Origin of the sequence: Candidatus Thermodiscus eudorianus (assembly GCA_015521085.1) — an archaeon.
Lineage (GTDB): Archaea > Thermoproteota > Thermoprotei_A > Sulfolobales > Acidilobaceae > Thermodiscus > Thermodiscus eudorianus.
In genome coordinates, this window is record WAOW01000004.1 from 1 (window position 1) to 26,529 (window position 26,529).

A 26,529-nucleotide genomic window follows, 5' to 3' on the forward strand; every position below is an offset into this window, starting at 1 on the left:
CGCCGCTGCAGCGGCGAACACTGTGTTGAGTACGGGCGCGTATATCCCTGACCTGGGAGATATGCCTTGGATGACACTGCTACAGCCAGCCGGTATGACCATGACGAAGTTGTCGCCTAGGGCCATCTTCAGGTACCGCATACCCATGGTCTCGGGGCATCCTGGGCACGCGGCGTTCCCGGGCATGAGGAATTTCTTCTTGGGGATTCTCTTTATGTTCACGGTCACCTTGCGACCACCTCCCGTGGATAGGGGGGATACTTGCCCGCGTACTTGTCGGGCAGGAGCCATTCTACGGGCCTATAGACCGCCCCCTCTTCCGTCTGCGAGATAAACTTCTCTATCTCCTCTGCAATCCTCTTCGGGCCCACGTCTACTCCGGCGAGGCCAGCGATCAAGCCCTTCATGTTGACCTTGTAGGGGTAGAGGGTCTGCGCGGTCTCTGCGAAGAGCACCCCGGTGCTACCCATTGATATGGCTCTATCGAATACTAGCACGCCCTCTGCTCCGCTCAGTATCTCGGCTAGCCTCTCCTGCGGCCATGGCCTTAGGAACCTGATGCGTACAACCCCGACGGGTAGGCTTTTCTCGTCTCGTAGGAAGTCGACTGCCCTCTTCGCGTCGCCAGCCCAGCTCCCAGCTAGTAGTACGAAGTAGTCCGCGTCATCACATCTATAGCATTCCACGAGCCCACCATAGCTCCTTCCAAAGATCTCCCCGTACTCCTTGTCTACCTCCTCTATCACCTGCTTCGCCGCCTCCATTGCGGCGGCCATCGAGTACCTCATCATATAGTGATCCTCGTCGGGCGCGATGTTACCCATTACAACCTCGGTCTCAGGGGCTACCACGTAGGGCTGCCTCCTCGGCGGGAGCCACTGATCCACCAGGTCCTGGTCTGGTATGTCGACAGGTGCTGTCGTGTGGGATAGTATGAAGCCGTCTAGACCCACCATGACTGGCAGGTACACTCTGGGGTCCTCGCTTATCTTGAAGGCTTGGAGAGTCAGGTCGTAGACCTCCTGGTTCTCTTGAGCTATCGCTATTATCCAACCGCTATCCCGCTGGTCCATTATATCCTGGTGGTCTACGTGGATGTTCCAGGGAGGGCCTATGGCTCTAGTGACGACAGCCATCACTACCGGGATCCTGGCCCCGGCAACCCACCATACAACCTCGTGCATGTAGAGTAGACCGTGGCTTGCTGTAGCCGTGAAGGCCCTCGCACCAGCGCTAGCTGCTCCGAAGACCGCTGCTAGTGCGGAGTGCTCGCTCTCTACTCGTATCATCTTGGCATCGAGTTCCCCCTTCTCTACCATCTCCGATATCTTCTCTACTATCGTTGTCTGGGGCGTGATGGGATACGCGCTAACGACCTGGACCCTCGCTGACTTGACCGCGTGGGCCACCGCATAGTTCCCGGTCAGGGTTTTCACGACCAACCCTGTATCACCCCTCGGGGACCATCTCGATCGCGTCGAATGGGCACTGGTGGGCGCATATACCGCACCCCTTACAGTAATCATAGTCGATAGCCACCTTATCGTTCTCCAGCCTAATTATAGTGTCTTCGGGGCAGTACAGCCAGCAGATTAAGCAACCAGTGCACTTGTCGAGATTGACAACCGGCTTCTGCGTCCTCCACGTTCCCGTCTTCCCAGCGCTACCGGGCGCGGGCTTGCTGATAGGAGCTATGAAGACCACTCTAGGCTCCTCTAATATAGGGCCACTACTAGACGCCATCTGAACCGCCCACACCATACATTAATCACTCCATCCAGGGGGTTATTATTTAGGAGCCAATACCTCCGTGCTAGCACTCCCTAACCTGCCGGGCCGCCTCCCTAATCGCCTCAGCGTTCAACTCGCCGATCTTCCCCGGGAACTGCTCCATGACAGCGTCGATAACCGATTCAAGCTTTACAAGACCTAGCGCCTTAGCCAGCGCGCCAAGCATGACCGTGTTCACAACAGGCCAACCGCTGACGACCAAGCCAAGCCGTAGAGCTATAGAGGTGGCATCAACACAGTAAACCCTATAGTTACCCGTGATTTGAGGCCTCTCCCTCGCATTCGCAACAATGACTCCACCATCCTTCAAGCCAACGGTAACATCGGCCAGCTCGAACAACTTGGGGTCCAAAACCACTACAACGTCGGGATTCTCAATCCTAGAGTGGGTCTCTATGGGCTTATCGCTTATCCTTGCAAAGGCAACTACCGGGGCCCCTCTACGCTCGGCCCCAAAATAAGGAAATGCCTGCGCATACTTCCCCTCGCGAACCGCGGCGTTGGCCAGAAGGTTGGCAGCCGTAACCGCACCCTGCCCGCCGCGGCCGTGGAAACGTATCTCGACCAGCACCAGCCCACACCCTTAGAAAATATTAGCAGGGTGTTTCATTATAGCCTTGTACCCATAGGATATCTAGACGGTGGAAGCCCGGGATGAGCCACGTATACCCGAGAGAACCCTTGGTCGGCGTGGGAGCCCTTGTGTTAGAGGGCGATAGAATCCTCCTGGTCAAGAGGAGGTACCCGCCTGGGAGGGGTAGGTGGAGCCTGCCGGGCGGCCACCTGAAGCTAGACGAGGGCGTCTTAGAGGCCGCCAAGAGGGAGCTTGAGGAGGAGACTGGCGTCGTCGGGGAACCGTTGGGCGTGGTCAACGTTGACGACGCTATAATATATGATGAAAATGGCAGGATAAAATACAGGTATGTGTTGGTGACTGTGCTCCTGAAAATGAAGGGGGGCACGGTCAAGCCGGCCAGTGACGCCGAGGAAGCCAGGTTCTTCGGTCTCGACGAGGCCCTGGGGCTTCAACTCACAGACTCGACTAGGGGCTTGATCTTCAAGCTAAAGGAGGGGAAACTGCCGGTTAATTCACCGTGTCCAGTTAGGATCTACACTCCGAAATACAATGATTAAATTAAAGCTATATCCAGATGCGACGCTTAGGAACCTCCCTGTAACCCTCAAGCCTTATCCTGCCAAAGAACACTGCCTCAACGTCTCCACGATACCTAGTCTTGACTCGGATAACGCGCCTGTCTAGATCGACATCTTCAACCACTGCTGGGTAATCGCCGGTCCCGTCACTTAACCCTACGAGCACGCCCTTGAAGCCGAACTTGTCTAGGATAATAACATCTCCTGACAACTCTCTCTGCACCGCCTTTGATATAGCGCCTAAGCTCTCCTCTCCAGTATCGACAACAAGACAATACCCACCGGGATACCTCCCAATATACTCCACCGTCTTCCCTAGCGTCGACTCCAGTCTACTCTTGATGCCATCACCGCCGAAGGGTTGGGACGAAAAGAGACAACTACCAAAGACAGAGACCCCTCTCAAGTCGATCTCACGGGTAAACCCTCCCTCCAAGAACCTCCGGTAATTCATGCTCCGCAGGTTCCTCCTATCCGACGCGTCTCTTGATACTCTGACAACCGGGCTCCTAGCATAGTACACTCCACCAGGCCTCAGCTTCTGGAAGAACTCGTAGAGGCCAGGATCACCCAACACTACAATCCTGTCTATGTCCGCCGCCCTAACCAGGTCGCCCTTGTACTCTAGAGCATTCCACCCCTCCACCCACCCGTCGGTGTCCACGACAGACAGACCAACACCCTCGCGTTCAGCACGTTCCACTAGTATACTCGTCTGGGACACGATCCTACCCACAACGGGGGCAGGCTCTATCGAGCCAATGAACCGCATCAAGCCAGGCTCAAGCTCCCTCAACCATAGGATCCAATCGGATGGAATAGATAAGCTAATGAACCCGGGCGGCCCGATATCAGCCTGCCCCACGTCGCTATCGATCACTGCGACAGGCACTCCTCTAGCTAGGGCCCTATTAGCGAGCAACGCCGTGAAGCTAGTCTTCCCAGAGTCAACGGGTCCTATGATGGCAACCCTGCAAGGCAGGGTACAGCTGTCAATAACCGCTTCGGCGATAGACACCCACTCCTCTAGGGGCTCCGTATCGGAGCCTACCCACTCGATCCTACCCTGCCCGCCCAAGCCAACTAGTATCCTAGTATCCTCCAGGGCCTTCAGCGCGTAGCTGCGGTACTCGCTTATCGAGAGCCTGTCCCCCTCGGCCAGTTCGGCCCCCAAGACCACCAGCGAGCCTTCTCTAATGACTATCTCGGCTGGCCCGCTAATCCTAACCATGCCATTTCGTGGGATTTTCAGTTCGAGTTCCGGCAATTCGTCACCTGGCCTAGTAATTAAACCCCAGGCCATATAGCCTCTTCTCCCGGGAAAGGGTGTCGAGCTTGGATACTGCCAGGGACTATAGGATTCTGGTCGCCGAGGATGCGGTTAATCGACTCGAAAGGAGGCTAAGGCAGTGGGGGTTGCCGTGGCCCTTTAACAGGGGCAAGGCTTTGGAGAGCCTCGAAAGAGCTAGGAAGACTCTCTTGAAGCTGAAATACTCCTATCTCCCCGTGGATATGGTGCTCGAATCCCAAGAGCTGAAGACGATTGTCGAGTCGGCTAGAGAGATCGCTGATACAGTAATGCCTAAGACGAGTTATAAGTTAGAGGGGAGTAAGGCTCTAGCCTTTGCCGAAATCCGCTATGCACTACTTATACTAATAGGGCTTCCATCCAGGATCTCCCTCGGAGAAGCTAACCACCCGGAGTATGCTGTAGACGTCGTCGGGGTAGAGGTCACCAGGGTAGAACCGCTCCCACGCTCCGACAAGTTGAAACTCACAAGGGCATCGGCGGGGACCGCCGTCTTCACGATAGTAACCAACCTGGACGATATAAGGGTCAGCGATGTACGGGCCGCCGCTATACTGCCTCCCGTGGAGTTCTCTGGTGTAGTCAGCGAGGCAATGTACTCGTCCGATCCCATAGACAAGAGGTATATTGGAAAGAGGGTCCCTCGGAGCCTCCTCTCCTCGGAGCTCAAAGCCAGGATCATCTCACTAGTCGAGAGTAGATAGCCCACTCCAGCGAGGCCCTCCTAGCCACTTCCCCCACGTATTCATCTATCTTAGAGCGCAACTCCTTCACTCCACCCTCCATGCCGGTTGAGGCATAGCTTGCCAGAGCCTTCTCAAGGGAGATGAGATGGGCTAGGTGCACGAGCGACTCGGCTAGACTATACCCGGCCTCGGGCGATTGGGGCACAACGTCCTCCTGGAGACCGCTCGTTGGTATGTTATGCACGGTCACGGGATTGGCTAGCCACCGGATCCTTGAGGCGAGGCTAGCCGAGGTATACTGTAGTATCATCGCACCCACACTATCATCTTCCCTGGCCAGGAAATCGGGTAGCCCTGTTATCTCCGAGCGGAGCAGTTGCGCTATCCTCCTCTCGACGAGGTTTGCAAGGTGGGCTATGCCGAGGCGTAGCAGATCGGCGGCGATACCAGCGTAGATGCTGTGGAACCCGCACCAGTGGTATAGCCCGCCATCTATTACGACTGGGTTCTCAGTGGAAGAGCAAGCCTCCTCAACGGCTATCCTCTCGGCGAACTCTAGTATATCGTGGACGGCTCCCATGACCTGGGGCGTGCACCTCAAGCTGTAAGGGTCTTGGAGCCTCCTCCCACTACACTCCCCTGCTAGGGCTCTGATCAAGGAGCCTACCTTCCGCACGCCCTCGTGAGCGGAGGATCCCAGCACGTCAGCATTGTAGTGTTGATGGTTGCAGCCAGCAACTCTGGCCGACTGCGCGAAGGAGTCCAGCGCCGTAAACCACAGTTCTCGGAGAGACCGTGTAGATAAGATGAGGATGCCGGTGCTCCAGGCAGTGTTATTTATAAGTGCTAGAGCCTCGCCCCCTTCAAGCTCAAGCGGCTCTAACCCGTGCTTCTTGAGAGCCTCTCTACAGCTGGATACACTCCCGTTGGAGTACGCGGTCCCCTCTCCGTAGTAGAGGCAGAGGAAGGCCTCCGCCGACGGGGCTAGGTCTCCACTGGCCCCCACACTCCCATGGAGGTGTACCAGTGGCGTGATGTCGTTGTTTAACGCGTCTACAAGCCTCTCTATAACTACACCCCTAACAGGGGCTCTTGCCCTTGAGAGCTGTATCAGCCTAACTGTTAGGAAGGCCCTAACGATGTCTAGGGCCGCGTATTCCCCAACCCCCATAGCGTGTTCTTCGAGCACGTGCTTCTCCCATGCCGGACCGCATCTACCGGGATTCCTTGTATATAGTTGGCCGAGGCCAGTGCAGTATCCATAGACCTTCTCTCCCCGCTCTACGAGCTCCTCGTAGCGCCTCCTCACGTCATCGGCCAGGCGCAGGGTTTCTCTACTTACACTAACCATCCTCTTCCTCTCGACCACGTCAAGGATCTCGGAGATGGCCGGACACGAGTCGTGGCTAATCTCTAGGAGTCCCGGAGAATCCACCCTATCCACCCGTCTCTTCTAGCGTGGAGGGAAGAATTTTGGCAGTCTCACTCCCCTCTGACCCTTATACTGGCCCTCATAGGGTTTTAATGCTGGAGTGTTTAGCTTGACCATCACCAGGTGGAGGAAGCGATCGCCCGGATATAGCTTCACTGGGAAGCTCGACCCTACGACCTCGATGGTTAGCTGGCCCTCGAACCCCGCGTCGACGACCGTGGCGGGAACATAGATCCCGCTCCTAGCCCAGGTGCTCCGCAGGTTTACTAGGCCCGCCACATATGATGGTAGCTTTATGTATTCGAGCGTGTGTAGGAGTACATGCTTCCTGGGTGGGATGATTATCTCGTCTCCAGCGTGGCACTCGTAGAACTCTTCCGGGTCCCCGGGATGCCTGGGGTCGAGTATAGTGTCGGTGTCTTTGAACTCGCAGTACTCCCTGCCGAGCCTGAGGTCCAGGCCGTTCTCTCTAACGATTTCCTCGTCGAAGGGCTCGATTACCAGGTCTCCTGCCCGTAGGAGCAGCATTATATCGTAGTCTCCTAGGATCAAGGCGTGTCACCCAGGGTAGCCCTAGGTGCCTACTGTTACGTTGGGCGGGATTATAATGACTCTTGGTTGGAAAACCCTCAAATACCCTCTAATAGCTCCTACGTTAGTCGGTTGCATGAGGGTGTGGTAGACGTGAAGGCGCTCATGGTGCTGTTGAAGGACAGGAGGTTCAGGCTTCTAACACTAGTGGTCGCGGTCTTCGCGTTCTTCGCCGCATTCATGACTGTCGGGTACCTCGCTTCAGCCCAGGAGGCTGGAGGCGATCAGGGCGGTTTAGCTGCTAATACGACCTTTGCCAAGGGATTGGGAGCCGCTCTAGCCGTTGGCCTGGCCGGCATAGGCGGAGGATACGCTGTAGGTGTTGCTGGCGCCGCTGCGGTTAGTGCTGTGGCCGAGAATAGGGAGTTGATGGGTACCGCGCTTCTCTACGTCGCCCTTGGAGAGGGAATCGCTATCTACGGCTTGCTGGTGGCGTTGCTGATACTCTTCGTAATATAAAAATATCAAAAATAATTTTTATTAGTATTTCAATCGGCGTTATATACGGGGTACCACACAACCAATTGCAGGGTACGACCAGGAATGCCCCAGGGCAAGAGAGAGAAGTGGCAATCAGACTATCCTCGATGGTTCGACTGGGTAATAGAAGAGGCAGAAGTCTACGACTACGGAAGATACCCAGTCAAGGGAATGGGCGTCTGGAGGCCCTACGGCTTCAAGATAAGAAGCAAGATAATAGAACTCATCAGGAGGATCCTAGACTCTAAGGGGCATGAGGAAGTACTCTTCCCACTCCTAATCCCGGAGCACCTACTCAGGAAAGAATCCGAGCACGTCAAGGGGTTCGAGGACGAGGTATACTGGGTGACCCATGGGGGCCTAGAGCCGCTGGACGTGAAACTAGCCCTCAGGCCCACCAGCGAGACCAGCATAACATTCATGGAGAAGTACTGGGTGAAGAGCTACAAACAGCTCCCGAAGAAATACTACCAGATAGTCAGTATATTCCGCTACGAGACAAAGGCCACGAGGCCCATGATAAGGCTGAGGGAGGTCACTACATTCAAAGAAGCACACACGCTCCACGACACCTTCGAAGACGCGGAGAGACAGGTGCTAGAGGCCATAGAATCCTACAAGGAGTTCTTCGACTCCCTAGCGATACCATACTTAGTCTCCAGGAGGCCAGAGTGGGACAAGTTCGCGGGAGCACTATACACGATAGCTTTCGACACAGTAATGCCCGATGGAAGAGCCCTCCAGATAGGGACGGCCCACAACCTAGGGCAGAGCTTCACCAGGGCGTTCGACTTCAAGATCCAGCTGGCCGACGAGAGCCTGGACCACCCATGGCAGACGAGCTACGGTATAAGCGACAGGGTCGTAGCCACAGTCATATCGCTACACGGAGACGACAACGGCATGGTCCTACCCCCCGAGATAGCCCCCATCCAGGTAGTAGTAATCCCGATACCAGCCCGGGAAGAAGAGGACCGCATACTGGTGAAGAAGACCATTGAGAAGGTAGCCGAGCTACTGGAGGAGAACCGTGTGAGGTATCGGATCGATGATCGCGAGGAGCTGAGGCCTGGAGCCAAGTTCTACTACTGGGACGCGAGAGGAGTACCTGTGAGGATCGAGATAGGGGCCAGGGAGGCCAAAGCAGGCAAAGTCACCCTGGTCAGGAGGGACACCCTTGAGAAACTACAGGTGGACATAGAGGAGCTGGCAGACGCTATAGAGAGACTCTTCAACGAGATATTCAACAGCCTCCGAGAGAGGGCATGGGAGTACCTAAAGTCGAGAGTGCTGAGGACATCAAACATAGAGGAAGCTAGGAAGTGGATAGCAGAGCGCAAGGGTGTAGTAGAGATACCCTGGTGCGGTAGGGAAGAGTGCGCAGTCCACCTCCAGGACGAGCTTGAGGGCAAGGCCCTCGGCACGCCATGGCCACTTGAGGAAGCCGGGGAGGGCGAGGCTTGCCCGGTGTGTGGAAGGAAGGCTATAACATACATGAGGTACTCGAAGACGTATTAGGATAACCATATCGGAGGGCCTTACAAATAATAATCCCATACTCCAGGTTATGGCCTGGGTGGAAGATAGGGATGCCGAAGAAGAGGGAGAGCAGGGGAAGGAGAAAGGGCGCCAAGGGAAAGACCGGGACCGTGCAATGCGATAACTGCGGTAGGATCGTTCCCGCCGACAAGGCAATCTGCGTGACCAGGATGTACAGCCCCGTAGACCCACAGCTGGCGAGGGAGCTTGAGAAGAAGGGCGCAATAATAATGAGATACCCTGTGACCAAATGCTACTGCGTCTCATGCGCTATACACTATGGTATAATAAAGATAAGACCCGAGGAGCAGAGGAAGCCGAAGGGCCTGGAACTCTAGCCCTCCAACCCCTAGGGTCTTCTCGGGTTAGACACAATACCATCCCTCCTCAACCCCCTCGACGTGGGATGGCTGGCTGATGGGACTCGTCGATGCGCTCTGGGGCCTAAGCCTATTAGCTGGTAGGGCGTGGGCCGTGGGAGCCGAGTTCCTCCTCTCCGGCCCGTTAAACCACTGGCTCCGGGGCATTTCGAGGGGAACACCCCAGCCTCGATATGTCCTCCTAACCCCACATTCATACTCGCGGATTCTAGCCCAGGCTCTAAGGATAGGCGGTAGGAGCATTGAGGGTCCGAGAGATCTAAGGATTGTCCGGGGCCTTCTACTGCACGTCGACCTCCGCGGTTACATAGTGACCCTGCTTGAAGACCCTATAATCGAGGGATCCAACGGACTCGTGGAGGTGGATGTTAGCGCCGAGGCTAGGAGAGCCGATATAGTCCTCGTCGACAACTATGCTATACGGCTGGCGCCATTATCTCTGGAGGCCGAGATATGGGGTTTGAGTGAGGGTGACGAGCGGGAAGAGAGCTTGGAGGGCTAGCGAGGCCATAGCCCGCCAGCTACTGGAGGAGCTGGGATACAGGGTCCTGGAGGTCCATAAGAGGATAGTCGTGGATGGCGTGGAGATAGGCGAGGTAGATGCTATAGCCGAGAAGGAGGGAGCCAGGTATGCGGTCGAGATAAAGGCTGGCGTACTAGACGTCACCGGGGTGAGGCAGGCCTACACAAATGCACTACTCCTTGGCTACAAGCCCCTGGTCATAGCACGTGGCATGGATGAGAAAGCCGGGAAGCTAGCCGATAGGCTGGGCGTCGACACGATAATACTCTCCGACGTCATATACACGAGCGTCGACGAGGTGCGCATGATCGTACAAGAGGCGGTCTACGACGCCATAGACAGGATCCTGGAAGCCTTCACAAAATGCCACGAGGTGGACGACGACGATCTACGCGTCCTAGAAGCGATAGCCACCACCGACACTATCCGGGAGGCGGCAGAGGCCGTGGACACCAGTGTAGAGGACCTAGCCAGGAGGATAGGAACCCTCCACAGGAGGGGGTTGCTCCCGAGGGGCAACTACCGCCTCGTCAGGCTGATGGCACGGTTGCTCCTGGCGTGCAAGATCGCTGGAAAGCTAGAGGGTGTACCCCGCCCCTGACACCCCTCGCCCATACACTCCCGAGACCCTTCGGGAGGGGTCGCGGAGGCCTTAACAGCGGGGCGCCCTGGCCGATAGTAACATTGTACCGAGTGCGGTTAAATCTTGTAGCTCCCTCTAATCCTCAGTACCAGGGTCTTCCTGCTCCTACGCCTGCCCGACGAGTCAACTCCAACCGTCTCGTGGACAACCTCGTAGAGCCTGGCCTTGAAGCGCCTGGAGAGTTCCCTGGCAAGCTTCCTAGCAGCCCCCTTGTTGGTGAAGTAAACATCTATACCATCCCTAGACTCTATGATATCCACCAGCTGCTCCTGGAGGCCGGCGTTGGCCAGACCCTCCTCTACCCCGCGCCTCAGAGCTTCTCCCCGAGCGCCGCGTATCTGTAGGACCGTGTCATACTCTCCGCTAACGCGTATCTTACACACGGGGCATATACTGGACTTTATCTGGACGAGGATCCCTGCCCTGCCAGTTATGGTCACGCCCCTATAATGGCTGGCGAGGTGTAGGGTCAGTCTAGTGGTCCAGTTGGGCGAGCTCTCGTACTCTATTCCGGCCAGCTCAACATCCTCCAGGGGCTCTACGGGCTTAGTGCGTTCGACGACATAGCGGGCTATTGCCTCAACGGCCTCGTGGAAGCTTGAGGCATGGATCCACCTGCCCCCGAGTCTAACGGCTCCACAATACCTGCAAGCCTCAACTCTAACCGTGCTAGGTAGACTAGCCACACCGTATTTCTCAGCGAAGCACCTGGGGCATACACCCCGCACTAGCCTGTCAACCATCCTACCGCATCGGGGGCAGGGGACCCTCATCCTCCAACACCCTTCTATAATTGGGTATCCAGACCTGATCCAGAGCTTAAATGCCTAGGGATACGTCGAGGCGAGCCTACGGGCCATATATTCGGCCGTCTCTAGTGCTTTTTCGTAGAGGCTCCTGGTTATTAGGCCGGAGGAGTAGGCATGGTCTAGTTCCTCCCTATCGATTATCCGAGCCTCGCCGCCAGGCCTCTTCACGACGTCGATGTAAAGGTCGAAGTACTTTATCCTCCCGGGCCCGAACTCGACAGGCGTATTGATATTCGCATACACTCCGAGCAGGCTCCCGGAACTACTATAGTACTCGTGTACTATAAACCAGTCCCCCGACCTTATCCTGGTCTTCACCCAGTCGCCAGGCCGCTTCTCGACACCCAGGCCGTCGAGGGTCCCCCCACCCTTCAACCGCCTCTCCAGGTCAACCTCGACTACATCCTCGCCTAGTCGAACAGCCTTAACAGTATAAGGGCCCAGCCTAATCAAATCGCCACCGGGCTTGTGGTGCTCGACTACAACCTTCTTACCCAACTGCCGGCTCATTAGGTAGTACTCTATGCCTATCCCCTTGAGGGTCCCTCCAATCCCAAGCTGTGCCTCTGCACAATCTACCAGCGACGACGATTCATCGCTAAAGGATTTGATCGAGTGGTGCCTGTCAATGGTCGGTGTGATCTCCCTCCTAAGCTCATCCAGGTAAGACTTGGAGGGGGAGGGAAGGCCGAGTAGCGCTATGAACTCGCCCCTCCTAACAATCCTGGGCTCCTCCGAGGGCTTCTCTCCGTGGTACTTATCGAGCTCGCTTAGAAGAGACTCAACCTCGCCGGCGATGACGCTTTCGCTAGCCAGTCGAGATCCACTCCTAAAGTGGACATGGTACTCGTCTAAGTCCAATATCTTGCCGGCCAGTGCTATTAGGGAGGCCTTCAGCTCGGGATCGCGTATGTGCTCACTGAAGCTCACACCGCTGCCCGGCCTCGATAAGATCACGTGGCGACCGACGACCCTCAATTCGCTTCTAACGACGATGGATCTCCCAGGCTCTAGGGCCTCCCTCACGACGGTAACCCTAACAGCCTCGCCGGGCCCGGGGCACTCGCTAGAGTCCAGTCTGCCCTCTATCCTGCCGGGGAGCTCGACCCTACAGTCGCCCAGAGACTTTGCATCGACTATGGTGTAGAGGCCGAGGGACCCCCTCCTAGTCACAGCATATGGGAGCTCTTCTAGGAGCGCCTTGTATACGGCCTCGCCGGCATCCCAGGGATACCCAATCACTAGGATGTAGTCGGGCTTGTCTTCAAGGCTCTTCACAGTGACCTCTGGCGCCCGGGAGGCGTATAGTATGTTGAGCCTCTGCTGGATGATCCTGCTGGCGTCGGATAAGAGGAACCCCTTCCTGTGCAGGAGCACGCTCAGGGCGGTTGCATAGATTCCTCTAACTCTAACCGCGTATAGCAACTCCCGAGCCCCGTCTGGACTGGGGGGCTAGTCCCTCACGGTCTCTAGTATGCTTATGGCCTGCCATATTCTTGTCCTCGCGTGGAAAGGCATGTTGGGGTCCTGGCTGACCTCGTCCAAGGCGCTTATGGCGTTAGCGGCCCTGACCGCTGGCGATAGTTTCAAGTCGCGGAGGTATTGTAACGCGTTGGCGGCGGCCCTCCTAATGTTCCTGGGCACGCCCGTATCGTTGACTATGCTAGCCAGTATACTCATAGCCATCCTAATCTTCGCCTCATTATCTACCGCAGCAGCCACGGGCAACCACCCCCGATATGGGATCCGGCTAAGCAATGAGGAGACAAACAGGATATTAGAGTATATAGTATTGCCGTGCTATAGCCTCTCCCTGGGGAGGCGTCTGGGAGCGTTGATCACCGTTAGAAGGCTGAGGGACCCCCGGGAGTTTATGGAGGCGGTCGAGGTCCAGAGGAAGGCCTGGCGGATGGACGACTACAGGGAAGCCGCTCCAGCCCACCTCCTAAAGGGGTTGTCCGACAACGGCGGCCTGGTCCTAGGGGCCTTTGAAGGCGACAGGCTTGTGGGCGTATCGTATGGATGGCCAGCCTCACACTACTTCTATAGTCATGCGACTGGCGTCGTGGAGGAGGCTAAGTATAAAGGCGTGGGTTTCAAGCTGAAGACGGCGCAGAGATCGGAGGTCCTCTCATACTATGGGTTTAGCCTCGCTAAATGGACATTCGACCCGCTGCAGAGTCTCAACTCCAGGTTCAACCTGGCTCGACTAGGCGTAGTCAGTAAACAGTACATGGTCGACTATTACGGCGAGATAGATGATAGCATTAACAGGGGTCTGGGGAGTGACAGGGTGAAGGCCGAGTGGTGGCTGACTAGTCCCCGCGTGATACACAGGCTCACAGTGAAACAGAGGCCGTGTCTCAGCGTGATGAAGCAGTACAATCCTATAGCTGCTTATGGCGTGGAGTCGGGCAACGGGGTCCCCCTACCCGGGAAGAGGACTAGGGAAGAGGACTTGCTGAAGTCGGAGATAGTATTGGTCCCTATACCGAGGAGTATAGGCGACGTGAGAGATGCTAGTATTGCCGCAGCCGTCAAGTGGCGCGAGGCTACACGGTGGGCCTACTCCCTCCTAGTAGAGAACGGCTTCATACTGGTGGATAACGTTGAGGGCGGAATCAACTACACGCTGAACGTATTCTGGAGGGTCCCCCTAGGCAAGGTCCTGTCGGGACCAGAGCCTTGGAGGGGCTGCGGTGGAGAGGAGAAGTGAAGTACACCCGCCTCGGCCCGCTGAAAGTGAGTAGGGTAGGGCTAGGCCTATGGCAGCTGGGTTCAAGGAGCTGGGGCACCCGAGGCCTCAGAGATGCAACGGATATAATAAGGGCGGCCGTCGATTCCGGCATAAACTTCTTCGACACGGCCGAGATCTACGGGTGGGGTAGGAGCGAGGAACTACTGGGCCGCGCCCTGACTCGACTCGGTATCAGCGGCGAGGTGGTTGTAGCCTCCAAGATAGCGGGATTCCGCACCCTTCCATATACGATACTGAAGGCGGCCAGAGGGTCCCTCAAGCGTATAGGCAGGCCCCCCGACATAATCCAGTACCACTGGCCACCGCCAATACACGCCAGCCTATGCCGCGTCGCTCGGGGGTTAGAGGAGGTAATTGACAGGGGACTCGCCCACTATATAGGCCTCTCCAACTTCAACAAGAGACTACTCGAAGAGATGCTCCACTGCTTCCACAGGCATGAGCCAATAAGCCTCCAAATACAGTATAACCTTGCATACCGCGTCGCCGAGAGAAAATTGATCCCCTTCGCCCGGAATCGTGGAATCGGCATTATCGCGTGGAGCCCCCTGGCCAAGGGCGGGCTAGCGGGCCTGCGGAAGCCGGCCTCCATGGCCCAGAGGGGCGATAGGGTCTTCAAGGCCTCGACGGACCAGCGCCTCCAGGAGGTCCTGGAAGTAGTCGCTAGGTCACACGGCTCCTCTAAGGCCCAAGTAGCGCTTGCATGGCTAATCTCAAAGGGTGCACTACCCATACCGGGTACTAGGAGCGAGCGGAGGGTCGCTGAGTACGCTAGGGCCTCCGAGATCGAGCTAGCGGAAAGCGAGGTCGGGATGCTCGACGAGGCCTCGGAAAGGTTCAGGGATTCCTGGGGCGACGACTACAGCGCCCTCCAGTGGCTCAGGTACATACCTTCACCGCTCCAGTGGCTCTCCATAAGGTTCTCGGGCGGCGTCTAGCCGAGGACGCTATCCATACAATTAACCCCCACGGCCGGTATAACACCTGGTGGCGTGTGTTGAGTGCTTCAAAGGTTCCCGGTCCCCTGGGTGAGAGGCTTAGGGATTGCGGTTCTCTGCTACAGGTTGCTCTCGACGTCGTGTCTGTCAGGGAGGCGCTACGCATAGGGTACTACTCCCTGGTATCGCCGGCTGTGATACTGGAGGCTGGCACGCCACTCGTAAAAAGCGTTGGGCTGGCAGAGGCCTCGTTGCTTAGGGCACTTCCGCAGGAGCCTATAGTGGTGGCTGACCTGAAAACCATGGATACGGGTAGGCTGGAGGTCAACCTAGCCGCGGACCATGGATTCCACGCCTCAACAGTCCTCTCGGTGGCTCCCGAGCAGACTATTTCGGAGGCCGCGGAAGCGGCTGGGGAGCGGGGGGTAGCCCTCTATGGAGACCTGATAGGCCAGGGGGACCCGGTTAAGGCTGCGGAGAGGCTGAGGCGGCTGGGCGTCCATATAGCCCTCCTCCACATAGGGATAGACGTCCAGAGGAGTCTGGGGATAACAGCGGGCCAGTTGCCCGAGCTCGTCTCCAAGGTGAAGGAGGCTTTCAAGGGCCCTGTGGCGGTTGCCGGGGGTATAAGGCCTGGCGACGCGGGGAACCTGGCCAGGGCGGGAGCTGATATTATAATTATAGGCTCCGCGATAACCAGGGCTGAGAACCCCCGGCAAGCAGCGCTCGACGCTGTTAGGAGCTTGAGGCCAGGGTGTCTATAGGGTGCCCCGCTACCTACCCTATATGAGCTATAGGGAGTTCGAGGAGGGTGTTAGAGGGTCCCTCATAGTACTGCCGGTGGGGAGCCTGGAGCAACACTGCGGGGGGCCTCTGGGGGCTGACGCCCTCATAGCGGAGGCGCTGGCCTTCCGTTCCTGCCTGGTACTGGAGTCTAAAGGGGTTAGCTGCATAATACTCCCCACCCTCTACTATGGTTTCTCCCCCGAGTGGGTGAAGGCGCCCGGCACTGTCACGCTCTCCCTCAGCTCGCTGGCTAGCGTGATCGATGATATAGTGTCTTCTCTGGCGCGCCATGGGGTGGACAAGCTAGCTATAGTCAACGCCCACGGCGGTAATAGTGGCTTGCTGGAGGCCGTCTCCCGCGAGCTATCCAAAAAGTACGGCGTCCTCCTGGGGGTCTTCGACTATTGGAGGGTGTCTGGGTTGAAGCTGGGCCACTGCGACGATATCGAGAGGGATCTACTCTCAAGCCTACTATATCTAGACCCTGACTGCTCATGCGAGCACACGGCCTCGATACCACCGTATCGTCTCACAGGCCAGCTGCCGCCCGACACGGGTATAGAGGGCTCCCCCTCGCCCGGCTACCGTGTGATAGCCTACAAGCTGGCTAAAGCCCTCGAAGAGTTCTATAGGCAGGAGCGCTCCCAGCCCCCGCGCCGGGTAGGAGAATAGTAGGGGAGTTCTATTGAGGGTCGTCTACACGAGCCCGAAGGACGTGGAGGAGGCGGTCGAGCACCTCAAAGGCGTCATACCCAGGAAGCCGTGGATAGCCTTCTTCGGCCAGTGCCGCGTCGAGTATGAGGGCAGGGCCGCGAGCAGAAGCACGCCCGGCGACAAGCTGGTCATAATCAAGCCTAGCGGGAGCGTTATAGTGCATGGGCCCAAAGGGTTCAAGCCCCAGAACTGGCAGCCTGATACCTATACGATAACAGTCTCGCTGGAGAACGAGGAGCTAGTCCTAAAGGCCTATAGGAGGAGGCCCTACGAGATACTGGTCGTGAGATGCAACAGGGTCTACCATATAATGGAGGGATACGAAGCCCTAGACAGCGCGTTTTGGATGTACATAAACGAGTACGAGATACGGGACGTCCTCGCAAGCAAGCCCAGCCTGATAGAGGATGGACTGAGGATTACAAGCGTCGAGAAGCCCGTGGAGCCCGGGTTCGTGGACCTCTACGGCAGGGACTCGCTCGGGAGGCTCGTTGTGATAGAGTTGAAGAGGGTTAAGGCGGGCGAGGAGGCCGTCCACCAGCTCCTGAAGTACGTTGAGGCGTTTAGGAAGCGCGGTGTAGATGTGAGGCCTATCCTGGTGGCCCCCGACTTCACGGACTCCGCGAGACTGCTCGCGAGCAGGTCTGGCGTCGAGCTCAAGAGGATAGACTTGAAGAGTATCTACGAACTCGTAAAGTCCAGGGAGAGGAAGAAGCCCGGCAGCCTAGCAGACTTCCTCTAGGATTGGCTCCCTGCCAGGGCCTCGAATGCCGCCTTCTCGGGCTCGAAGCTGATGTACTGGATCATGCTCCCGCGTATAAAGACCTTTCCGAGCACAGCCTTTACCTCACGTCCCCCGCCCTGGAGCCTCTTAGCATCGTCCAGTACCAGGTTCATCGTGGTATCAGTGGCTATCAGCTTGCCTATGTACTCGCTGCCATCCTTAAGCCGGACGTAGATCTCCTTGTTTATCTGGTTTCTGAGGTATTTTACCGGGTTTAGCTGTGCCACGCTGTCGCACCCTTGGAGTGTACCTGGCATGTTCCCTTAAGAATCTAAGCCCTCCCCTTCGAGCAACTCCTCTATATCAACTATGTACTCTTCCTTAACTCGTCCCGTCGAGTCGAACGCCACCCCTTCAAGCTCAAGGAGTCGTCTCTTAACGCCTACACCCCCCAGGCTATAGCCGCCCAGGCTCTTATCGCTCGCTATAACACGATGGCATGGGACAACTATCGGCTCGTCATTCAACGCCATCAGCCTCCCGGCCAGTCGCGGACTTATCCCGAGCAGACGCGCTATTGAGGCGTAGGTGGTCACACGTCCCGGTGGTATTAGCGACAACAGGGCTTTGGCCGCCTCAATATAGTCCTCCAGCCGGGCCCTCCTAACCCTGCCATCCTCCTCTAGCACGAGGAGCGGCAAAAACCGGCACCTGGGTCATCCCGGGTTATATGGGCTTAACCGGCTGCTCGGCTCCGCAAGCCTCGCAGACAAGCACCCAGGTCCTGCCCCTCTTCTCAAGCCTGGTATCGACGCTCCCGCAGGTCGGGCATTTCACATAGTTCTTTAGGAAGAGGTCGAGGAATTTCGCCAGCACTTTCCTGGAGACCTTGACGTTGAGCACGAGCTGGCCGCTGTTGGGGTCGTAGGATCCAGCCGCGGCTAGCTCCTTCTGGAGGTATCTAGCCACTATTTGCGGGTCGCGTTTTAGCCTCATCGAGATCTCGCGGAAATTCTGTATTATGGTCTGGGAGCCTATCCTGAGCACCTGTAGCTCTGGAAGCCTATACTCTGCTGAGCCGCTCTTCGGTGGCACCTTCTGGTAGAGCCTCTCCAGTAGCCACTCGTAGTCCTTTAACTTCTCCGCCTCTGCCTTCTCCACCGTAGCATCCCTCATGGGTCCTGTTGCGAGTGGAGGCTATTAAGGTGGCGGCTCGACTGTACTAGTAGATATATTGTCTCGGCTAGTGACCTGGCTATGGGAAAGGGAGTGACTGGAAGATACTATATCGAAACGTATGGATGCGCCCTTGCCCAATTCGAGGCCAGGGCTATGATGGAGTTGTTAGAGAAGGACGGCTATAGACGTGTTCCACGCCCCGAGGAGGCAGACGTCATAGTTGTGAATACATGTGCTGTCAGGCTCGACACCGAGCAGCGCATAGCTGAGAGGCTTGAGAAACTCTACAGGAAGCTACCCAGTAAGAGGTACGTTGTAGCCGGGTGCCTGGCTAAGGCTAGGCCAGGCCTCATCAGGAGGATAATCCCGAAGGCGAGCCTACTCTCGCCCCAGGCAGTAGATAGGGTCGTCGAGGCAGCCCGGTCGGGAGTCCCCCGCTTGTTCTTGGACGGTAGCAGGAATACCCGGTGGATGCCCGCTAGCCTAGTCGACAGGGATAGAGGCCTCGTCGCGTCTATAATGATCCAGGAGGGATGCCTGAACAATTGCAGTTATTGTATAACTAAGCTAGCTAGGGGCGGTCCGAAGAGTTATCCTCCAAGGGTTGTAGTTGACGCGGTTAAGAGGGCCGTGGAACAGGGAGCGGTGGAGATACGCCTGACGGGAACCGATACAGCTGCTTACGGAGTTGACCTCCCGGGCAGGCCTACGTTAGCCGACCTGGTCTGGAGTATCTTGGAGAAGGTCGAGGGCGAATACATGTTGAGGATAGGTATGATGACGCCGGAGATGGCGATGGAGCTCTCTCGTGACCTGATTGAGGCCTATAGGAGCGCTAGGGTATACAAGTTCTTCCACATACCCGTCCAGTCCGGCGATGACAGGGTTCTGGGCATTATGGGGAGAAGGTATACTGTAGACGAGTTCAAGGGGCTCCACGCCTTCATAAAACACAACTACCCGGACTCCATGTTCGCGACCGACATCATAGTCGGCCACCCGGGCGAGGACGATGAAGCTTTCCTAAACACTGTTAGGCTCGTTGAAGAGCTAAGATTCGAGCGAGTACACCTGGCGCAGTACAGCATAAGGCCACATACCAGAGCCGCCTCCATGAGACAGGTGTCAGATGGCGTGAAGAAACAACGGTCGAAAATCCTCTCAAAGATAGTAGAAGAGATAACGCTGGATATCCACAGGAGGTACATAGGATCAAGGCACAACGCGTTAATCACAGAGATCGGGTGGAGGAGGAACGCGTTAACCGCGCGATTAGACAACTACTTCCCAGTGGTCCTGATAGGCGGGCACGCAGTGTTGGGTGAGAGGGTTATCGTCGAGATTAGGGATGCAACCTACTTTGACCTCAGAGGAGTCGTCGTGGAGTAGGAAACACCCGGGGTTTAATTTGCGTGGAGTGGCCTGGTTATTCTTCCTCTTCTTCCCAGAACTCTTCCTCTTCCTCCTCCCACTCCTCTTCGTCCTCGAACTCTTCTTCCCACTCCTCGTCTATATCTTCTTCCTCTTCCCATTCTTCCTCTTCTTCCCAGAACTCCTCTTCTTCCTCCTCCCATATCGGCGTTATCATGGTTGAGGCACCCCGTCGATTTCCCCTCATCTACGTTTGTCTGGGAGGGTATTAAAGGTTCAAGCGATGAACGACTATAATGGGATAATCGTTGGGGTCGGGGGCAACTTGTACCTAGAGTTATACGAGTACGCGCCTATACACGTCCCGGTACTAGATAAACAGCTAGCGGAAAAGATAATGAACGCATCCAGTCGTAACATAACCTATAAGATGGGTTACGCCGAAGTATCCGTAGCCAGGATAGACCGCGAGATACTACAGTTCCAGGTTATGGGTAAGGTCTACGAGCTTTCGGTAGACGTGCTAAAGGGGATCCGCGGGGGAGACAAGCTCTACGCGGTACTCGGAGACGGGAAGCTAGTGCCGTTGGAGGTCAGAGGTAGCAGTTACTATAAACTATACCCGACGTCTCCATCGACACCGCCAACACTTGAAATAGACGGGATACACATGCACAGGATAACTGGCTCGGACCCCCACAGAGACACTCTAGCGAAGATCAACGCCGCTAGGATACGGCGCGGGTCCAGGGTCCTAGATACCTGCATGGGTCTCGGCTACACGGCGATATACTCGTTAGACTCTGGGGCAAGCCTAGTGGTGTCGTTCGAGGTGAGTGAGGAGGTACTCCTTCTAGCCGAGTACAACCCGTGGAGCTGGAGGCTGTCCGATGCCAGGATAACTATACTACATAATGATGTAACCGAGGCCATACACTACCTCCCCGAAGGGTACTTCGACAGGGTTATCCATGACCCTCCTCGCCTAACGTCCTCCACAGGAGACCTCTATTCGAGGAGATTCTACGGGGAGCTCTACAGGGTTATGAAGCCCGGGGGTATCCTCTTCCATTACACGGGAGAGCCTGGCAAGCTGAGGAGGATCAATCTACCGGGCAGAGTTGCGTCGAGGCTCAAGGAGACAGGGTTTATAGTGAAATATTATGATGGGAGGGCTAGAGGGGTGGTGGCGGTTAGACCGCGTTAAACCTCTTGCGCCAGTTCTCTAGGGCCTTTAGGTTCTCGGGGTCGACGCTAGGCTTCCTCTTCCTGATAACATCCCTGAAGTCGTCCATCGTTACGGGCCTTGGACTGTCGCTGTCGCTTCCGTTCTTGAAGAACTCTTTCACGGTCCTCATGTAGGCATCGAATACTATGTCTTTGATGTCGCTTCCATTATAGCCTTCGAGCATATCGGCCAGCTCGTCTAGATCAACGTCCGGGGCAAGCTTTATCTTCGAGGTCAACATCTCCAGGAGTCTCTTCCTGGCCCTCCTGTCCGGTAGGGGCACGTATATCCTCTTCTGGAACCTCCTTATGAAGGCTTCATCCAGCTTCCAGGGCTTGTTAGTGGCGCCGATCACATAGATGTGCAGTTTCTTGCCCTTATCCAGGAGCCCGTCCATCTCTTTGAGGAAGTGGTTCCTAACCCTGACCTCGCCTCCGACCTCGCTGGAGTGAACGCCGAAGAGATCGTCGATCTCGTCTATGAATATTATGACCGGGATCCCCTGCTCCGCGCGCCTCCTAGCATAGTCGAATAACCTCTTCACATTCTTCTCTCCCTCCCCAAGCCACTTACTCATTATATTGGCTGCACTAACGTAGAGGAACTCGCCGTTCACTTCATTAGCCACAGCGGCTCCCAACATAGTCTTCCCGGTTCCGGGAGGCCCGTAGAGCAGTATTCCCCGGGGCCACTCTATGGGGAACAGGTCGGGCCTCTTTATCGGGTAGATTATGGCCTCCCTTATAGCCTCCTTCGCATCGTCGAGCCCGGCTATGTCGTCGAAGGTTATATTGGGCTTCTCCTTGAGGACGAACTCTGGTGGAACATCGCTTTTACCCTCGCCCTGTATTTCAACCCTGTACTCCTCGTCGGGCCCATTAGCGGGGAGCAGCTTCCCCTCAAGATGCTTTATCTTGGCCTTGTACTGCTTCAGGCTCTTCATGTAGAGGCTTATCAACGGGTGGTCTGGATAGTTGCGTATAAGGTTCTCAAGTATCTCCACAGCCTTCTTCATGTTATAGAGAGCTACCTCATAGTCTCCCCTCTTCTCGGCCTTCATAGCCGCCAGCACATGGTTCCTCACAGCCTTCTCTAGAACCTGCACCCCTCTGCTGATCACCGCCACACACCCCTCGGGTGAGGATGGGGCCCGGGTGTTACGCCGGCAGGCTCTCCCCGCCGGCGGGGCTCTTCGAGGTGATCCTTATGACGCCCTTCTGTTCCAGCCTGTAGAGCACTTCCTTGACCACTCGCGTTGACACGCCGAGCTCAGCGGCGGCCTTCCTCACATTGAGGACGCCGCCATTCCTCCTAAGATACGCTAGCAGCTTCTCCTCTAGCACCTCGTAGTCGACGACTATCGACTCTGGTATGGATGGGGCCAGGTTCTTAGCCTCCCTCTCAGCCTCCTCGAAGGCGCTTGCCAGTAGCCTCTTAACCTCTGGGTCCAGCTCGGCTATGCTGTTTGGAACAGGCATGCTCTCAGAGAGTATAGTTGACTGTGATATCACTGATTGCGCTGCATTGGCGAACTGGGCGAACACGGCTGTCAGCTCTGGGGAGTCATACATGTATGACTCCATGTTCTTCAACACTAGGTTTACTGTTGCAAATATCTTCGCTGTCTCTGTGAAGTCTCTTGTCGTCCTTATCCTTGATATGGCTGCTTCTAGCAACTTTATATAGGCTATGAGTATCTTTAGATGCCTCTTCTTAACTACGAGCTCGGCTGCGATGATCTCAGCGGTGTCCTTGTCATTCTTCTTTATGGACTCGTAGAGTTTGCCATGGAGATTGTTTATCTCGTCGGTGATCCTATAGTAGACTTCCTTTGCCTTATCCCTCGCGATCGAGAGCTGGGCTAGGACGTCGTCGAAGTCATAGTCGAACTCTTCACCGGGAACACCAGCTACGGGATCGACGCTCTCCTCGGCAGTCCAGGTAGCCCTCGCCCGTAACCTCTTTATGATGCCGAACACCAACTATAGCACCCCGTTGCACCAGCTCCAACACTATAACTATTGCCCGGGGGATTGTATCAGAGATAGAACCCGGTATCACTGGGAGACTACCCGGCATCCGGGCCCAGTAAAACTTAAAACCTGGAATCCACTAGCAGATTCAAATGCCCGGCCCGGCCATAGCGGTCGGGAAACACCCGGACTCATATCGAACCCGGCAGTTAAGCCGGCCGCGTTGGGGGATCCAGTGGGGTCCGAGAGGCCCCGCAGGGCCCCCAAGCCGGGACCGGGCATTACACTCCTCAACAGACACGTCTACAAGCCCTCCGGTATCCGAAATCTATCCTGGAGTTAGGACCTCGTTTCTTGATACGTATGACGGAGCCCCGCCTCATTCCAACCGCTCCACGCGGGCGTCGGCGGGGAGGAGGTCCCCGTCACGTATCCCATTGTTTAGGTGGACGGTTAAATCCTGTCTCTCCGCTGGATTCTATTATGCTAGAGTATGTTATGTAGGCTAGTGGAACGGTTAGGGCTGTCAGTGTTAGTATGCGGCGTAGGTATGGTTTCTCCTCGTGGAGGATCCGTTTGGGCGTGTTTAGCTCTTCTACAGGTATATCTAGTTTTTCCGGCTCGCTGACATGGAGTCTTGCTTTCCCGCGAGTTGTATCGCCTGGGAGATACTTCATTTTTACGTGTATGATGCTTGGATCGTTGCCAGTGTGTTTGGCGACGAAGACAGTATTCCACTCGCTTATTATGCCAGTATTGTCTGAGAGGGCTTTCAGTATTGAGATGTATCTCTGGGAGCCGTTGTATGTTATCCCCACTATGTCGATTCCACGGGTTTCGTCTGATGTTGCGTAGAGGAATGAGTACATGTATGAGGAGAAGAGCTCTATATTAGTCGCTTTATCGCTGGGTTCTATCTCTACGATTTGCATCCATGATGCAGGGGGTCTGACGAGGGCGACAACCCTGTCCTTGTCTTGTATGACCACTTCTATTAGGGTCTCGCCCGTGGAGTTGTATTTGATCCTGTAGAGATCCAGTGTCTCTGGGATGTATATTGCTCCGATGTTGCCGTTCGACCCTAGGATGTATAGTCTGTCCGTGTATATTATCTTATTTATGCTTATATTCATGTATTGTGGTATTATTATAGATTTGATGATTCGTCCATCGCTGAGCCTCACCAAGGATATTTCCTGTATATTATCCTTATTTAATGCAATATAGAGTTTATCGCCGGAGGCTGTTTCACTAATCAAGCTCCCCTCAAGGCGGAACACATACCTTACACTAGGTTTATCCCCCATGGTTATACCGGCTATAGTAGTATAATCATTTGATGATAATATAACAGCTAGTACGTCTCCACATATTATACGCGACCCAGTCGACCCGGCCGGCTCTAGCTGGAGCATCCAGGCTCCACGCGAAACAACGTCATATTTTATTACTTTATTCTGACTAGTCAATATATAAACATAGTTGCCACGCGTACACGCGTCTCTAGGTTCACCAAACCCCTTCAACGAGATAAACACGGTCCGACCAGCAGACTCTACTAACACGCCTACTCCTCTACTAGTGCTGATTCTAGCCACCAAAACACCACTTGAGGAATTATACTCCAGGACTCTCATTATACCCGAGTAGCCCTCTGGCAGGGGCCCGATTAACGATAGCTCGTAGCTCGGTTGACGAGGTATCGAGAAGATCGAGGTCGCCATTATCATTAACAAGGCGTATAGCACTATGATGGCGTAGAGCCTGGCTCTAGGGATACCCATCTCTCTTCAGCCCTTTTCCAGGTTCTCCGGGTTCCTGGAGTACACCACCCTCCCGCTCCCACGAACCACTCTACCCGGGTCAGCGGTCAAGGTTTCGAGCCTTCCCGTGTACTCGTTGACCCCGTCTTTACTTATGAGTTTCCCCCCAAGCATCTTGAAACAATAATAGTCGAGGGGAGTCAGAACCCCGATCTTCTTACCCTGCGGATCATGGTCTTGCAGGGCTATCCTATAGTACATTGATGTGGCGTAGTTGTAGCAGTAGAGCTCGCCGTCCTTCTTGCATAGGAAGGAGTGCTTTCTGGGCCAGTATGTCACGTTACCGCCGCATATGTCCGTTAGCTTTTCGACCCCACGGATCTTGGGTTGGGCCGAGTAGAACCAGTAAGCCAGAGCCACTATAATACTTAATATAACCATGAAAATGCCAATGTACAATCCGGAGCGGCCTGGGAGCAACTCCAACGCCACAACGAAAGCTATACCTCCCGACATCATAATCATCAGGAGCCATATCCTCTGCATAACCATGAATAGCCTAAGTGTAGCCATCGCGGATCCCCCTAGAGCCTCTCTACATGTAGATCGCCGTGGCGATCAAGGCCAGTAGTGGTATGGAGAGGGCGTCTACTATAGAAGTCAGCACCGGTATTACAACGTTATCGGGATCCGCTCCCGTTATGATGCTTGCGTGTACAAGAGCCAGGGATACAAGCGAGAAGGCTAGGATGCTGACCAATCCCCCGATGCATATCACCGTAGCGAGGACTCCTATCTCGGGCGTGAACCCAGCGATGGACCCTGTCATAAACGCGATAAGAGATAATGCGAGGAGCGGACTTATGCTTCCCACAATCACCTCAAGGATGACCGCTGGGACCTTCTTGATAGAGCCAGTTAGCCCGTAGAGGTGTGACAAGGTCGACAGCCTCGATGCAACAACGCTAGCTGCAGCACCTACATCCTCCATTATACTCGGTATAGCATGTAATATTCCGACGGCGACGAACAACTGAGAGTACTTCACCAGGGATCCACCCGCGTAGGCCTCGAAGAGTCCGACGATTGCTAACGCGGTTATCGACTCGGCTAGAACCCTCGCCCTGCCGGGCAGCCCCCTAGCTAGGACTATAATCGATGACAGCGAGGCGTACGCCAGTGTCAAGGCTATAAGAATCGACCCATCCCCGCTCACTCTATCGAGGAGCAGGACAACAGCGACTATCGTCGGCGACGTCGATATATCGCCTATAACCGTCAATATGGGGGCCATATACCGGTCCGGGTCCAAACCCCTACGGTATCCGAAGGTCGCTATCGCTACACTAGTAGGGGCTAGGAATATTATGGATAGGAGCCCTGAGAGTGCTCCTATCCCTATCTCGCGGTAGATGTCGTATCCAGTCGTTACGCCCACGATGATCGCCGCGTATGTGCTCGTTAGGAGGGCCAGCGATAATAGAACCGGGAATTCCCTCTTTAATATTATTGTATTTGAGGGTTTCAGTGTTCCCAGGTGTAGAGCCGTAGATACGCGGGAGGCCATGCTCGTGACTATAGCCCCCCTCATGGCGGCTAGGCTAGGGACCAGGGCTAAAGCCTCGGGATGCCTCAGCAGTGTCTTGGCGAAGAACGCCATGAGCACGATATTAAAAAAATCGCCGATGTTAGCTATGTGTAGGCCAGCGGCTACCTGCAAGGCTCCCTTTAGACTGAACTCGCCAAGTAGCCATCTC

The 26,529-nt window shown here is 55.6% G+C and carries 33 protein-coding genes and 1 rRNA gene; 15 read left to right on the forward strand and 19 right to left on the reverse strand.

The window, feature by feature from the left end:
* From F7C38_01665 to F7C38_01680, 4 genes are all read right to left on the reverse strand, one after another.
* The coding region (locus F7C38_01665; GenBank protein MCE4600260.1) for a pyruvate synthase subunit beta at nucleotides 1-228 on the reverse strand (228 nt) is incomplete at its 3' end.
* The gene (locus F7C38_01670; GenBank protein MCE4600261.1) at nucleotides 225-1,436 is read right to left on the reverse strand and encodes a pyruvate ferredoxin oxidoreductase; all 1,212 of its coding nucleotides are present in this window, start codon (nucleotides 1,434-1,436) and stop codon (nucleotides 225-227) included. The genes F7C38_01665 and F7C38_01670, both read right to left, overlap by 4 nt.
* A gap of 13 nt (nucleotides 1,437-1,449) precedes the next feature.
* Nucleotides 1,450-1,761: a 4Fe-4S binding protein gene (locus tag F7C38_01675; protein ID MCE4600262.1), complete on the reverse strand. Its 312-nt coding sequence runs from the start codon at nucleotides 1,759-1,761 to the stop codon at nucleotides 1,450-1,452.
* Nucleotides 1,762-1,813: 52 nt separating this feature from the next.
* Nucleotides 1,814-2,362, reverse strand: a complete 549-nt coding sequence (locus F7C38_01680; GenBank protein MCE4600263.1) for a 2-oxoacid:acceptor oxidoreductase family protein — start codon at nucleotides 2,360-2,362, stop codon at nucleotides 1,814-1,816.
* A gap of 83 nt (nucleotides 2,363-2,445) precedes the next feature.
* On the opposite strand from F7C38_01680, the gene F7C38_01685 reads away from it, so the two are divergent.
* Complete coding sequence (locus tag F7C38_01685) at nucleotides 2,446-2,925, forward strand: NUDIX hydrolase (protein ID MCE4600264.1); 480 nt, start codon at nucleotides 2,446-2,448, stop codon at nucleotides 2,923-2,925.
* Between the two features lie 7 nt (nucleotides 2,926-2,932).
* Here the strand turns inward: F7C38_01685 and F7C38_01690 are convergent, their stop codons facing one another.
* Nucleotides 2,933-4,213: a hypothetical protein gene (locus F7C38_01690; GenBank protein MCE4600265.1), complete on the reverse strand. Its 1,281-nt coding sequence runs from the start codon at nucleotides 4,211-4,213 to the stop codon at nucleotides 2,933-2,935.
* A 68-nt stretch (nucleotides 4,214-4,281) separates the two neighbouring features.
* Between F7C38_01690 and F7C38_01695 the strand changes: the two genes are divergently transcribed.
* The gene (locus tag F7C38_01695) at nucleotides 4,282-4,959 is read left to right on the forward strand and encodes a tRNA-binding protein (GenBank protein MCE4600266.1); all 678 of its coding nucleotides are present in this window, start codon (nucleotides 4,282-4,284) and stop codon (nucleotides 4,957-4,959) included.
* On the opposite strand, the gene F7C38_01700 is transcribed toward F7C38_01695, so the two are convergent.
* Both F7C38_01700 and dcd read right to left on the reverse strand, forming a co-directional pair.
* Entirely contained in the window at nucleotides 4,934-6,376 is a 1,443-nt protein-coding gene (locus tag F7C38_01700; GenBank protein MCE4600267.1) for an aromatic amino acid ammonia-lyase, read from the reverse strand. The two genes, F7C38_01695 and F7C38_01700, sit on opposite strands and share 26 nt — an antisense overlap.
* A gap of 18 nt (nucleotides 6,377-6,394) precedes the next feature.
* The gene (dcd, locus tag F7C38_01705; GenBank protein MCE4600268.1) at nucleotides 6,395-6,925 is read right to left on the reverse strand and encodes a dCTP deaminase; all 531 of its coding nucleotides are present in this window, start codon (nucleotides 6,923-6,925) and stop codon (nucleotides 6,395-6,397) included.
* 132 nt (nucleotides 6,926-7,057) lie between these two features.
* Here dcd and F7C38_01710 point away from each other — a divergent pair, with 132 nt between their 5' ends.
* From F7C38_01710 to F7C38_01730, 5 genes are all read left to right on the forward strand, one after another.
* Nucleotides 7,058-7,423, forward strand: coding sequence for an ATPase (locus tag F7C38_01710; GenBank protein MCE4600269.1), 366 nt, complete (start codon nucleotides 7,058-7,060; stop codon nucleotides 7,421-7,423).
* A gap of 84 nt (nucleotides 7,424-7,507) precedes the next feature.
* Complete coding sequence (gene proS / locus F7C38_01715; GenBank protein ID MCE4600270.1) at nucleotides 7,508-8,962, forward strand: proline--tRNA ligase; 1,455 nt, start codon at nucleotides 7,508-7,510, stop codon at nucleotides 8,960-8,962.
* A 71-nt stretch (nucleotides 8,963-9,033) separates the two neighbouring features.
* Nucleotides 9,034-9,321: a 30S ribosomal protein S26e gene (locus F7C38_01720; GenBank protein MCE4600271.1), complete on the forward strand. Its 288-nt coding sequence runs from the start codon at nucleotides 9,034-9,036 to the stop codon at nucleotides 9,319-9,321.
* A 79-nt stretch (nucleotides 9,322-9,400) separates the two neighbouring features.
* Nucleotides 9,401-9,865: a hypothetical protein gene (locus F7C38_01725; GenBank protein MCE4600272.1), complete on the forward strand. Its 465-nt coding sequence runs from the start codon at nucleotides 9,401-9,403 to the stop codon at nucleotides 9,863-9,865.
* A complete protein-coding gene (locus F7C38_01730; GenBank protein ID MCE4600273.1) occupies nucleotides 9,834-10,487 on the forward strand; it encodes a recombinase RecB in 654 nt (217 codons plus the stop codon). Before F7C38_01725 ends, F7C38_01730 begins: the two co-directional genes overlap by 32 nt.
* A gap of 98 nt (nucleotides 10,488-10,585) precedes the next feature.
* Here F7C38_01730 and F7C38_01735 read toward each other — a convergent pair whose 3' ends face one another.
* From F7C38_01735 to F7C38_01745, 3 genes are read right to left on the reverse strand one after another with little or no spacing between them, the layout of a single operon-like run.
* The gene (locus tag F7C38_01735) at nucleotides 10,586-11,302 is read right to left on the reverse strand and encodes a 60S ribosomal export protein NMD3 (GenBank protein MCE4600274.1); all 717 of its coding nucleotides are present in this window, start codon (nucleotides 11,300-11,302) and stop codon (nucleotides 10,586-10,588) included.
* A gap of 54 nt (nucleotides 11,303-11,356) precedes the next feature.
* Nucleotides 11,357-12,763: a DUF402 domain-containing protein gene (locus F7C38_01740; GenBank protein MCE4600275.1), complete on the reverse strand. Its 1,407-nt coding sequence runs from the start codon at nucleotides 12,761-12,763 to the stop codon at nucleotides 11,357-11,359.
* Nucleotides 12,764-12,790: 27 nt separating this feature from the next.
* Complete coding sequence (locus F7C38_01745; GenBank protein MCE4600276.1) at nucleotides 12,791-13,024, reverse strand: UPF0147 family protein; 234 nt, start codon at nucleotides 13,022-13,024, stop codon at nucleotides 12,791-12,793.
* A 106-nt stretch (nucleotides 13,025-13,130) separates the two neighbouring features.
* Between F7C38_01745 and F7C38_01750 the strand changes: the two genes are divergently transcribed.
* The 5 genes from F7C38_01750 to nucS are packed head-to-tail and all read left to right on the forward strand — an operon-like array spanning nucleotide 13,131 to nucleotide 17,276.
* Nucleotides 13,131-14,054, forward strand: a complete 924-nt coding sequence (locus F7C38_01750; protein ID MCE4600277.1) for a hypothetical protein — start codon at nucleotides 13,131-13,133, stop codon at nucleotides 14,052-14,054.
* Nucleotides 14,051-15,034, forward strand: a complete 984-nt coding sequence (locus tag F7C38_01755) for an aldo/keto reductase (protein ID MCE4600278.1) — start codon at nucleotides 14,051-14,053, stop codon at nucleotides 15,032-15,034. Before F7C38_01750 ends, F7C38_01755 begins: the two co-directional genes overlap by 4 nt.
* Nucleotides 15,035-15,093: 59 nt before the next feature.
* Nucleotides 15,094-15,798: an orotidine 5'-phosphate decarboxylase gene (locus F7C38_01760; GenBank protein ID MCE4600279.1), complete on the forward strand. Its 705-nt coding sequence runs from the start codon at nucleotides 15,094-15,096 to the stop codon at nucleotides 15,796-15,798.
* A 1-nt stretch (nucleotide 15,799) separates the two neighbouring features.
* Entirely contained in the window at nucleotides 15,800-16,492 is a 693-nt protein-coding gene (locus F7C38_01765) for a creatininase family protein (protein MCE4600280.1), read from the forward strand.
* A gap of 13 nt (nucleotides 16,493-16,505) precedes the next feature.
* Nucleotides 16,506-17,276, forward strand: coding sequence for an endonuclease NucS (gene nucS / locus F7C38_01770; GenBank protein ID MCE4600281.1), 771 nt, complete (start codon nucleotides 16,506-16,508; stop codon nucleotides 17,274-17,276).
* On the opposite strand, the gene F7C38_01775 is transcribed toward nucS, so the two are convergent.
* From F7C38_01775 to F7C38_01785, 3 genes are all read right to left on the reverse strand, one after another.
* On the reverse strand, nucleotides 17,273-17,545 hold the full coding sequence (locus tag F7C38_01775; protein ID MCE4600282.1) for a U6 snRNA-associated Sm-like protein LSm6: 273 nt from the start codon (nucleotides 17,543-17,545) through the stop codon (nucleotides 17,273-17,275). The two genes, nucS and F7C38_01775, sit on opposite strands and share 4 nt — an antisense overlap.
* A gap of 36 nt (nucleotides 17,546-17,581) precedes the next feature.
* Nucleotides 17,582-17,827 carry an MGMT family protein gene (locus tag F7C38_01780; GenBank protein MCE4600283.1) on the reverse strand — a complete coding sequence of 82 codons (246 nt, stop codon included), beginning with the start codon at nucleotides 17,825-17,827 and terminating at the stop codon, nucleotides 17,582-17,584.
* A gap of 157 nt (nucleotides 17,828-17,984) precedes the next feature.
* Nucleotides 17,985-18,419 carry a translation initiation factor IF-2 subunit beta gene (locus F7C38_01785; protein MCE4600284.1) on the reverse strand — a complete coding sequence of 145 codons (435 nt, stop codon included), beginning with the start codon at nucleotides 18,417-18,419 and terminating at the stop codon, nucleotides 17,985-17,987.
* Nucleotides 18,420-18,515: 96 nt separating this feature from the next.
* Between F7C38_01785 and F7C38_01790 the strand changes: the two genes are divergently transcribed.
* Nucleotides 18,516-19,826 (forward strand): tRNA (N(6)-L-threonylcarbamoyladenosine(37)-C(2))-methylthiotransferase, encoded by a 1,311-nt coding sequence (locus F7C38_01790; protein MCE4600285.1) that lies wholly within the window; start codon nucleotides 18,516-18,518, stop codon nucleotides 19,824-19,826.
* Between the two features lie 37 nt (nucleotides 19,827-19,863).
* Here the strand turns inward: F7C38_01790 and F7C38_01795 are convergent, their stop codons facing one another.
* Nucleotides 19,864-20,025 carry a hypothetical protein gene (locus F7C38_01795; GenBank protein ID MCE4600286.1) on the reverse strand — a complete coding sequence of 54 codons (162 nt, stop codon included), beginning with the start codon at nucleotides 20,023-20,025 and terminating at the stop codon, nucleotides 19,864-19,866.
* A gap of 66 nt (nucleotides 20,026-20,091) precedes the next feature.
* On the opposite strand from F7C38_01795, the gene F7C38_01800 reads away from it, so the two are divergent.
* Nucleotides 20,092-21,015, forward strand: coding sequence for a methyltransferase (locus tag F7C38_01800; protein ID MCE4600287.1), 924 nt, complete (start codon nucleotides 20,092-20,094; stop codon nucleotides 21,013-21,015).
* Here the strand turns inward: F7C38_01800 and F7C38_01805 are convergent.
* Together F7C38_01805 and F7C38_01810 are read right to left on the reverse strand one after the other, a co-directional pair.
* Complete coding sequence (locus tag F7C38_01805; protein MCE4600288.1) at nucleotides 21,002-22,156, reverse strand: ATP-binding protein; 1,155 nt, start codon at nucleotides 22,154-22,156, stop codon at nucleotides 21,002-21,004. The genes F7C38_01800 and F7C38_01805 overlap by 14 nt on opposite strands.
* A 37-nt stretch (nucleotides 22,157-22,193) precedes the next feature.
* Nucleotides 22,194-23,015 (reverse strand): GntR family transcriptional regulator, encoded by an 822-nt coding sequence (locus F7C38_01810; protein MCE4600289.1) that lies wholly within the window; start codon nucleotides 23,013-23,015, stop codon nucleotides 22,194-22,196.
* A gap of 151 nt (nucleotides 23,016-23,166) precedes the next feature.
* Between F7C38_01810 and rrf the strand changes: the two genes are divergently transcribed.
* A 5S ribosomal RNA gene (gene rrf, locus F7C38_01815) occupies nucleotides 23,167-23,286 on the forward strand.
* A gap of 148 nt (nucleotides 23,287-23,434) precedes the next feature.
* Here the strand turns inward: rrf and F7C38_01820 are convergent.
* The 3 genes from F7C38_01820 to F7C38_01830 are packed head-to-tail and all read right to left on the reverse strand — an operon-like array spanning nucleotide 23,435 to nucleotide 26,492.
* Nucleotides 23,435-24,793 carry a hypothetical protein gene (locus F7C38_01820; protein ID MCE4600290.1) on the reverse strand — a complete coding sequence of 453 codons (1,359 nt, stop codon included), beginning with the start codon at nucleotides 24,791-24,793 and terminating at the stop codon, nucleotides 23,435-23,437.
* A gap of 6 nt (nucleotides 24,794-24,799) precedes the next feature.
* Nucleotides 24,800-25,345: a hypothetical protein gene (locus tag F7C38_01825; GenBank protein MCE4600291.1), complete on the reverse strand. Its 546-nt coding sequence runs from the start codon at nucleotides 25,343-25,345 to the stop codon at nucleotides 24,800-24,802.
* A gap of 22 nt (nucleotides 25,346-25,367) precedes the next feature.
* On the reverse strand, nucleotides 25,368-26,492 hold the full coding sequence (locus tag F7C38_01830; GenBank protein ID MCE4600292.1) for a magnesium transporter: 1,125 nt from the start codon (nucleotides 26,490-26,492) through the stop codon (nucleotides 25,368-25,370).
* Nucleotides 26,493-26,529 lie beyond the last annotated feature (37 nt).

Coding starts and splice junctions, on each gene's coding strand:
- F7C38_01795 (MCE4600286.1), bottom strand. CDS start 20,025: ATGATAACGCCGATATGGGAGGAGGAAGAAGAGGAGTTCTGGGAAGAA.
- F7C38_01725 (MCE4600272.1), top strand. CDS start 9,401: ATGGGACTCGTCGATGCGCTCTGGGGCCTAAGCCTATTAGCTGGTAGG.
- F7C38_01675 (MCE4600262.1), bottom strand. CDS start 1,761: ATGGTGTGGGCGGTTCAGATGGCGTCTAGTAGTGGCCCTATATTAGAG.
- F7C38_01790 (MCE4600285.1), top strand. CDS start 18,516: ATGGGAAAGGGAGTGACTGGAAGATACTATATCGAAACGTATGGATGC.
- F7C38_01720 (MCE4600271.1), top strand. CDS start 9,034: ATGCCGAAGAAGAGGGAGAGCAGGGGAAGGAGAAAGGGCGCCAAGGGA.
- F7C38_01745 (MCE4600276.1), bottom strand. CDS start 13,024: ATGGCTATGAGTATACTGGCTAGCATAGTCAACGATACGGGCGTGCCC.
- F7C38_01735 (MCE4600274.1), bottom strand. CDS start 11,302: ATGAGGGTCCCCTGCCCCCGATGCGGTAGGATGGTTGACAGGCTAGTG.
- F7C38_01825 (MCE4600291.1), bottom strand. CDS start 25,345: ATGGCTACACTTAGGCTATTCATGGTTATGCAGAGGATATGGCTCCTG.
- F7C38_01685 (MCE4600264.1), top strand. CDS start 2,446: ATGAGCCACGTATACCCGAGAGAACCCTTGGTCGGCGTGGGAGCCCTT.
- F7C38_01800 (MCE4600287.1), top strand. CDS start 20,092: ATGAACGACTATAATGGGATAATCGTTGGGGTCGGGGGCAACTTGTAC.
- proS (MCE4600270.1), top strand. CDS start 7,508: ATGCCCCAGGGCAAGAGAGAGAAGTGGCAATCAGACTATCCTCGATGG.
- F7C38_01820 (MCE4600290.1), bottom strand. CDS start 24,793: ATGGGTATCCCTAGAGCCAGGCTCTACGCCATCATAGTGCTATACGCC.